This window comes from Sinobaca sp. H24, assembly GCF_023845525.1.
The window spans coordinates 1-7,102 of the sequence record NZ_JALBWT010000074.1; the positions used below are offsets into that span (position 1 = coordinate 1).

11 protein-coding genes and 1 pseudogene are annotated in these 7,102 nt (G+C 37.3%); 3 read left to right on the top strand and 9 right to left on the bottom strand.

Annotation, left to right across the window (positions count from 1 at the left end; translation table 11 throughout):
• From MMY81_RS32660 to MMY81_RS32670, 3 genes are all read right to left on the bottom strand, one after another.
• Positions 1-366, bottom strand: a 366-nt coding sequence (locus tag MMY81_RS32660) for a YidC/Oxa1 family membrane protein insertase (RefSeq protein WP_252316090.1), incomplete at its 3' end; no start/stop codon positions are given.
• A gap of 27 nt (positions 367-393) precedes the next feature.
• Positions 394-663, bottom strand: coding sequence for a hypothetical protein (locus tag MMY81_RS32665; protein WP_252316091.1), 270 nt, complete (start codon positions 661-663; stop codon positions 394-396).
• A 25-nt stretch (positions 664-688) separates the two neighbouring features.
• Positions 689-1,141 carry a lytic transglycosylase domain-containing protein gene (locus MMY81_RS32670; protein WP_252316092.1) on the bottom strand — a complete coding sequence of 151 codons (453 nt, stop codon included), beginning with the start codon at positions 1,139-1,141 and terminating at the stop codon, positions 689-691.
• Between the two features lie 361 nt (positions 1,142-1,502).
• On the opposite strand from MMY81_RS32670, the gene MMY81_RS32675 reads away from it, so the two are divergent.
• Positions 1,503-1,682, top strand: coding sequence for a YhzD family protein (locus tag MMY81_RS32675; RefSeq protein WP_252316093.1), 180 nt, complete (start codon positions 1,503-1,505; stop codon positions 1,680-1,682).
• A gap of 51 nt (positions 1,683-1,733) precedes the next feature.
• On the opposite strand, the gene MMY81_RS32680 is transcribed toward MMY81_RS32675, so the two are convergent.
• On the bottom strand, positions 1,734-2,489 hold the full coding sequence (locus MMY81_RS32680; RefSeq protein WP_252316094.1) for an SDR family NAD(P)-dependent oxidoreductase: 756 nt from the start codon (positions 2,487-2,489) through the stop codon (positions 1,734-1,736).
• Positions 2,490-3,088: 599 nt separating this feature from the next.
• On the opposite strand from MMY81_RS32680, the gene MMY81_RS32685 reads away from it, so the two are divergent.
• Positions 3,089-3,538: a hypothetical protein gene (locus MMY81_RS32685; protein ID WP_252316095.1), complete on the top strand. Its 450-nt coding sequence runs from the start codon at positions 3,089-3,091 to the stop codon at positions 3,536-3,538.
• Between the two features lie 63 nt (positions 3,539-3,601).
• The gene (locus MMY81_RS32690; protein ID WP_252316096.1) at positions 3,602-3,787 is read left to right on the top strand and encodes a hypothetical protein; all 186 of its coding nucleotides are present in this window, start codon (positions 3,602-3,604) and stop codon (positions 3,785-3,787) included.
• A gap of 192 nt (positions 3,788-3,979) precedes the next feature.
• Here MMY81_RS32690 and MMY81_RS33560 read toward each other — a convergent pair whose 3' ends face one another.
• The 5 genes and pseudogenes from MMY81_RS33560 to MMY81_RS32710 all read right to left on the bottom strand — a co-directional run bounded on the left by MMY81_RS33560 (position 3,980) and on the right by MMY81_RS32710 (position 6,849).
• Positions 3,980-4,111: a hypothetical protein gene (locus MMY81_RS33560; RefSeq protein ID WP_256498120.1), complete on the bottom strand. Its 132-nt coding sequence runs from the start codon at positions 4,109-4,111 to the stop codon at positions 3,980-3,982.
• Positions 4,112-4,307: 196 nt separating this feature from the next.
• Positions 4,308-4,562, bottom strand: a complete 255-nt coding sequence (locus MMY81_RS32695; protein ID WP_252316097.1) for a hypothetical protein — start codon at positions 4,560-4,562, stop codon at positions 4,308-4,310.
• Positions 4,563-5,238: 676 nt separating this feature from the next.
• On the bottom strand, positions 5,239-5,433 hold the full coding sequence (locus MMY81_RS32700) for a hypothetical protein (protein ID WP_252316098.1): 195 nt from the start codon (positions 5,431-5,433) through the stop codon (positions 5,239-5,241).
• Positions 5,434-5,717: 284 nt separating this feature from the next.
• Positions 5,718-6,286, bottom strand: a pseudogene (locus tag MMY81_RS32705) (recombinase family protein).
• A gap of 347 nt (positions 6,287-6,633) precedes the next feature.
• The gene (locus MMY81_RS32710; RefSeq protein ID WP_252316099.1) at positions 6,634-6,849 is read right to left on the bottom strand and encodes a hypothetical protein; all 216 of its coding nucleotides are present in this window, start codon (positions 6,847-6,849) and stop codon (positions 6,634-6,636) included.
• Positions 6,850-7,102 lie beyond the last annotated feature (253 nt).

Below are 7,102 nucleotides of genomic sequence, written 5' to 3' on the forward strand. Positions count from 1 at the left end.
CTGATACAGCTTCATCACTTCCTGCTGGTACTTTTGCGCTTCTGTCTGATCCTTCATATTATATTTCTTTTGAATTTCTTTCATCTGCGGCTGAATTTTTTTCATTTCATGCGAACTGCGCTGCTGCTTTGCAAATAACGGCACGAGCAGAAGCCTCACAGCGATCGTCGCTGCTACAATAGCCAGGCCGTAGCTTCCCTGAAAAACCATAGCAAGCTGGGTAAGCACCCATGAAAAAGGATACACAAAATAGTGATTCCATACTCCCTGGCTCTCCGGCGTAATAAATTCTCTCTCTATTCCACAGCCGGACAGTGCAGTCACGCCAAGCACGATGACCAGCAAAAATAACATTTTTCTTTTCATATCTATTTCCTCCCATATTTAATCTCCTTATGATGCAGCAGAGTTAAATACGGGAGGCTCTTCATCTATCGATTGGTCCATCAGAACAGGTACTTTTCTTCTTACAAACGTAAACCTTCTTTCAACAGTCGGCGTAATACCTGTCTGAAGCAGAGAGGGCGGCTGCTTTTTCTCAAGCCAGCCCGGTTGAAAGAAAGAACCGCCCTGGTAGGATACAGAAAAGAATCCTGCATAAAACAAGGAAGTCATAAAAAACAATACTTCAAGCCAGGTAATATCCAGCAGCAGTTCAATCATTCAACGCCCTCCTCTCTTGTATTCATTAATTAATATGCTTTTTCTCTTCGTCTGAAAGCTCTACGGCCACGTATTCCTCGCTGTAGGCCCGCCGGTATTCAAGCACTTCTTCCACATACCAGTCCGCCTGATTGTAGTTGAAAATAGCTGCTTCTTCCCGGCCGCTTCCCGCTCCGTTGGAAGCCAGGTAATTAGCCGTGGAATAGACGGCGTCTTCTAAATTATACGGATCAGCGCGGCCGTTTCCATTTCCGTCCGTCCCGTACCCTCCGTATTCTTCAATAACTTCCACACTTGTCAGTTCACTTTCCGGAATATCGAGGCTGCCGTTTCCTTCGCAGCCCGGGTAGTTCCACCCCACAAACGTACATGGCATAAACTGCATATGACCCATAGCGCCTACCGGGCTTTCCAGCTCATTCATCGTTGAAAACACGGTTTCCACCCGGTGAATGGCAGCCAGCAGCTCCCAGGACACATTATACTCTTCTGCAGCGTCCTGATAAACAGGAATAAATTCTTCCGGAATTTCGTTTACCGCAAAACTGCTGCCATACTCCTTAATTGAGGCTCCTGTTGATTTCCCAGCGCAATAAAAAAAAGAATGATGACAGCGGAGAGGACAACACTAATTGTAATAAATAAGGAATATATATTGCGTTTTTTCTTTTTCACCGGCGGTCAAACACCTCCTCTACCATCATATACAAAAATACAGCTTTATATCTACCTAAATATGATTATTTCATGTCTATACGTCTTGCTTCCCATTATGTTTCAGCGTAATATAAAGCTATAATATGAATGACTGTTCATTCAACAAATCGGAGGGGTTCTTGATGACGTATTACTTAACCGTATATGACAAAGACAGCACGGTCCTTTTAAATGAATCATTTGAGTATAACGAAGATGCAGAAGCGATTTCGCATGGGCGAAAACGTCTCGAGGAAGAAAATTATTTTCAAACGACCCACCGCCTCACCCGAAAAGGAAAGCTTCTTTTGTTTTACCGTTAAGTGAAAAACCTCACTGCCTTTTAAAAGGCGGCGAGGTTTTTTAAATAAAAATTATAAAACGGATCCTCCATCGATCACTGTTTCATCTCCGGTAACAAACCGGGATTCTTCGGATGCGTAATAAAGGGCGGCGTATGCAATATCGCTTGCTTCTCCGTAGTGAGGCGGCAGAGGAACATCGTCTTTGTTATCTTCCTTAATCGTCTTCTGCCTCTCTCCCATAATAGGCGTCTTAATCGGACCGGGAAAGATGCTGTTCGCACGAATATGTTCTTCTGCGAAATGAGCGGCTACGTGCTTGGTTAACGAACGGACGGCTCCTTTTGCGGCACTGTAGGCCGTGCCATTTCCACTTGCGGCTCCGGTCCCTGTCAGTGCGGAAATCGACGCTATATTAATAATTGATCCATGGCCGTTTTTCTGCATTTGCGGAATCACTTCACGCATTCCAAGGAAATAGCCCGTTCCATTTATATTCATGACCTGGTGCCACTCATCTAGTGACGTTTCCAATATTTTGTTTGGCAGATGAATGCCTGCGTTATTGAGGATATCAATCCGTCCATACGTTTCTAAAGTTTTCTGCACCACTTCTTTCCAGCTGTCTTCCGAAGCCGTATCCAAATAAAGAGGGGTAATGTCGCCTCCCTCTTCCTTAATCTTAGCTGCCTCTTCTGTTAGAAGATCAAACTGAACATCTCCAGCGATCACTTTTGCCCCTTCTTCTGCAAAAAGCTTCGCAGTTCCTAAACCAATACCACCGGCTGCCCCGGTAACAATCGCTACTTTATCTTGTAAACGTGCCAATGTATGACTCCTCCTTCAGCTGAATAGGTTTTTTACTCCAACGCATTTATTGTATCAACAGATGCTGTATTCGTCCTGCAAGCAGGCCTAAGGAAAGTATTATAAAGAAGCAAATTTGAGTTTTTTCAAAAGATTTTAATATGTATAAAAGGATGATGGAAGGCTAAGAACAACCCTAAGGAAATGTTGTCTTTTCTTAGGGTTTTCCGTAAAATGAACAACTGGAAGATGTTTTCCATGAAACAACACCTTGATTGTGAATTTAATTTATCTAATATTTATGATTTGTGAAATTATAAGAAAAGAGGAATAAAAGGAAAGCGGGCAGGGCAAAGCATCCATCAACCTGCAGCTGTTCGGCCGCTTCCAGATTCAAAAATTAAAAGACAAGAACAGCCTGCTGGTGTTTGAAGAGCACACACCACCTATGATTTCGACGAAGCACTCACGATCGGCAAGCGGTTTGTTAGCGAATTAAAAGAAGCAGACACCATCTAGGAAGGGGAGACCCTTCCTTTTTTTGTTTGCGTCGATCGCGTTCTCTTCGGTACAAATAAGAATATACTGATCCAAGGAGGAGACACATACATGATCACACCATGGAGAAACAACCCGATACCTACACAACCTGCTACATCGCGGATGCATCATTCGGTACCGTTGTATTGGACTATATGAGTGCCTCGAAGGCAGGTATTACGGCTATCCTGGAATCAGATGATCCAGCTCCACAACCATTTCTCCATGAAATCTGGGACATCTCCGACGATCCGAAAGACAATCCGGCCACTCGTGCCAAAGAGATTCTCCATTATTTAGAAAACAATCCTATGCCAGCTACCGAAGATGTCGAGAAGGAGAAGAGTGTCCTATTCGATGAGACCTCTCCGTATACACTGATTCGCCGTAAAGCCGACTGGCACCAGGGCGACTGGGAATTTATTTCCTCTAAAAATACGTACCGCGTGTCCGAGGAGCGGGGCCATGTGTTGGTACAGGAAGAACCCGAGGGGATGTCCGTGTGTTGTTGGTCTCATCCGATGGACTGATTGTCGTCGAAGAGGACCGGTTTCCGAATCTCGAACAGGCGTTTCAGCTGGCGGATCTGCAGCGTGTCAGAATTAACGGATGACGACTTAAAAACGTTTCAAGGATTGAGCCATCAATACAGCCAGGCGATCCAGCAGATGAATAACTTTATAGAAGCGAAGAACTTGGATTACGATGAAGCTTGGGACGCCGCCAACCAGCAGGCAGATGCGGAAATCATAAGCAAAACGACTCGAGAGAACGACTAAAGAGAAGCAGGCTGTGGCACAAGGCGGCTCTGGCATTCTTATACAAGTATTGTCAATCATTTCAAAAATTCAATTTACATATCATAAATTATCGGAAGTCCGAACCATATAACCTATACAACCATATACAAAAATCAGAGCATTTGGACCTAGGCTTAATGAAAACGAGCATTTAATAGCAAGTATGCAAAATTAATTCTCTTTTTCATCATCAGTATTCTCTTCTTCAATAAATCTTTGTACTTTTTCTTTCAACTCTTCAAAAGTTAAATTATAATCCTCTTTTTCTTCAATTGATTTTTCCCATGCGTCAAATTCTTCCATACTACTTTGAATTTGGGACATGTCCAAGGGTTCAAATTCATAATCTTGCTTGTGGAGAGGAGGGTTCTATACGCTTGTTCTTTAATAAGAAGATCTTTCACTATATCTTTTAATTTCATGATACGCTTAATATCTTTAGTCTTAAGCTCGTAGCTTCTTCCATGACTCAATTTATCTCTCAATCCTCTTAAATGTTTCAGAACTGGGATAAAGGTTCATTTTCACCTTTTACATTAACAGACTCAATAGCCAATCTATCTAAGATCAATTTCTCAGTAACTTCTCCACTAGGCTTGAAGTTGTTCTTTTGCGTACTTTTCACAATATGATCTATATCTTCATTTTCAAATAAATCATCTGAATTATTTAAAATCTTTTCTAAACTCTCTAAAAGTGAATTTAAATTTTCAGTGGAATATTTTTGATTGCTTTCAGTATGATAAACTGCCAAAGATTCTAAACATCTAAAATTTAAGAATTTATCTTCGATTGGTTGATCATTAAATCTAAGATAGATACAAAATACATAAATAATTTAAAGTTTTTGTGAACCATAGGTTCAATTATATGACTTTGAATTTCATTTCTGTTTAGTTTCAGACGATGATTGTAATTATTTAATTTCAATTTTTTTGAAGCAGTGGAATTATCGGAACCAGAATAATAAATTTGCGCGTTACCTGTGGGAAAAGCACCGGGATTCTTATAGCTAAAACTATCATTAAAAACAGCAGTATTAGAAAGAAAAGATACCACAGTGCTAAATTTAAAGAACAGATCAGTGAAGTAAGAAAAGCTTTGCTTTTTTTTGGTTATAAAAGTCACACAAAGGTTTCTTCTTTGCACTTCTTCAAACTGGTTTATATTGTTATAAGTAAAAGGCTTAATCTTAAATACAATCTCATCATTACCGTAATTAAAAAGACCATAGATTGCTTCACACTATTCGAATTTTAAATAGGGGATGTAGTCTAGAATATCTAGCCGTTAAAGTATTTAATTTTATATCCTCAACACTCCTAGCTTCAATTTCATAAGAGTTATCAATATAAATAGAAGGCTTAAATATAAACTCTAGCTCACCCGAATGACCATCTCTTCTATGAGTTAGAAAACATCTAAATAAACTAATGAACTTTCCATTTTAATTTCTTACAATGAAAAACAAACGTTTCATCCCAGTTTTTATCAAATCTCTCAATTAATTCATGATTATCAGTTCTTAAATTCAAAAGTTTAGTATCATTATTAATTTCAATATGGCCTAATAAATCGACTCCTTCAAAAGAAATTCGAACCAATTCTTTCAAATCTTTTTTCATAATTACCTCCTAAATTTTTTATAATTTCTATTTTACTATAAAAGAATCTATTGTTAACAAAAACGTTAACAATGACTTATCTATTTCTAAAAATCCTTTAGAAAACTATGTCATTTTAATTATTATTTCTAATAAAAATAGATGCTCTTAAAATTATAGCTTTAGCAACTGTTTAAAAATAATAAAAATGGCGTTCATGAATATGTTTAACATATTGATGAACGTCTACTATTTGTATTAGACTTTACGAACAGGTGGTAATCTATTAATATTAAGAACTTTTTCTATATTGGTCTATTTTGTCCTTTTTCTAAGTTAATATTTCGATACAAAGTTGTTGCAGAAATTCCAGTAGCTTCTTGTATTTCTTTAACACTCATTCTTTGAGAATGATAGAGAGCCATTGCCTGATTTAACTTCTGCTTGTTTACTTTTGGTCTCCCTCCCTTTCTCCCCTTGCACGAGCAGCTTTTAAGCCTGCCATCGTTCGTTCTCGGATAATATCCCTTTCAAATTCAGCGAGAACTGACAACATTCCAAACATTGCTTTCCCTGCGGCTGTTCCTGTATCAATGTTATCCTGAATACTGACAAACTCCACGCCTTTTTCTCGAAGTAATTCGGCAATCTCTATTAATCGCTTGGTTGATCTGGCTAAACGATCTAATTTATACACAACAAATTTATCGCCAGGCCGTGACATCTTTATTGCTTGTGCTAATTCTGGACGGTTATCTTTTGCTCCCGACAATTTTTCTTGAAATATCTCTTCGCATCCAAATTCCTTTAAAGCATCTAATTGTAAATCTAACGATTGATCAATTGTACTGACTCGTGCATATCCAATAATCATAAAATTCCTCCCATTTCTTTAAATTGTTAGACTTATTATTTCAAAAAATCCGTTTATAGTATATAGTTTTTGATATGGGTTTTGGTACAATAAACCTATAAAAAAGAAGAAGATTTATATCTTCTTCTCACCCTATTAAAAACCATCGTTTCTAAGAAGGCGGTTTTTTGATTTTTAATACTATATTATTTATATTAGTTAATGACTCTTTAAATTCTTGAAGGGGTTTACTAAAAAACTCGCTAACTTTCAAACTCTTTCATTATCGTTCTCAACTGGAATTACAGAAAATAATTTTAATAAAAGGTGACTACTTAATTGATGGGGATCATTAATTTGTTCAATGATCATTTTTTAACTTCATTCATATTTTGTAGCTCTTTATCTAACGATTGATCATTGATAAAGTGACCTTTTTCATTGTAACGATTTTTAAAAAAAGAAGTTAACTTACCAATATGTTTATTGTCTAATTGAATAATTTTTTTATAAATATCCTCAGAAGAAACTAATGCAAATACAGGTGAATGAGTAATACTATTATCATAAAATAAAGCCTTCATAAATTTTTCTTGAGAGTTGGTATCAATTCAAATAAATTTTCAATACGCTTTTTAGTTTGATTTTTTCGATCTCGTTATTAATGCTTTCCATTTTTGCTTTTATTAACAAATAGTATTTGTTAACTTTTTCGTCATTATAATTAAAATTGAGGTTAAAATTATATCTAAATCAAATGGTTCCTCAGTATTTTTATATTATTTAAACCTTCAATTAAATCTTTGTATATTTTTGTTCTGGCGTTTTGTTTAATAG

Coding starts and splice junctions, on each gene's coding strand:
- MMY81_RS32665 (WP_252316091.1), bottom strand. CDS start 663: ATGATTGAACTGCTGCTGGATATTACCTGGCTTGAAGTATTGTTTTTT.
- MMY81_RS33560 (WP_256498120.1), bottom strand. CDS start 4,111: ATGGAAGAATTTGACGCATGGGAAAAATCAATTGAAGAAAAAGAGGAT.
- MMY81_RS32700 (WP_252316098.1), bottom strand. CDS start 5,433: ATGAAAAAAGATTTGAAAGAATTGGTTCGAATTTCTTTTGAAGGAGTC.
- MMY81_RS32675 (WP_252316093.1), top strand. CDS start 1,503: ATGACGTATTACTTAACCGTATATGACAAAGACAGCACGGTCCTTTTA.
- MMY81_RS32710 (WP_252316099.1), bottom strand. CDS start 6,849: ATGAAGGCTTTATTTTATGATAATAGTATTACTCATTCACCTGTATTT.
- MMY81_RS32685 (WP_252316095.1), top strand. CDS start 3,089: ATGGAGAAACAACCCGATACCTACACAACCTGCTACATCGCGGATGCA.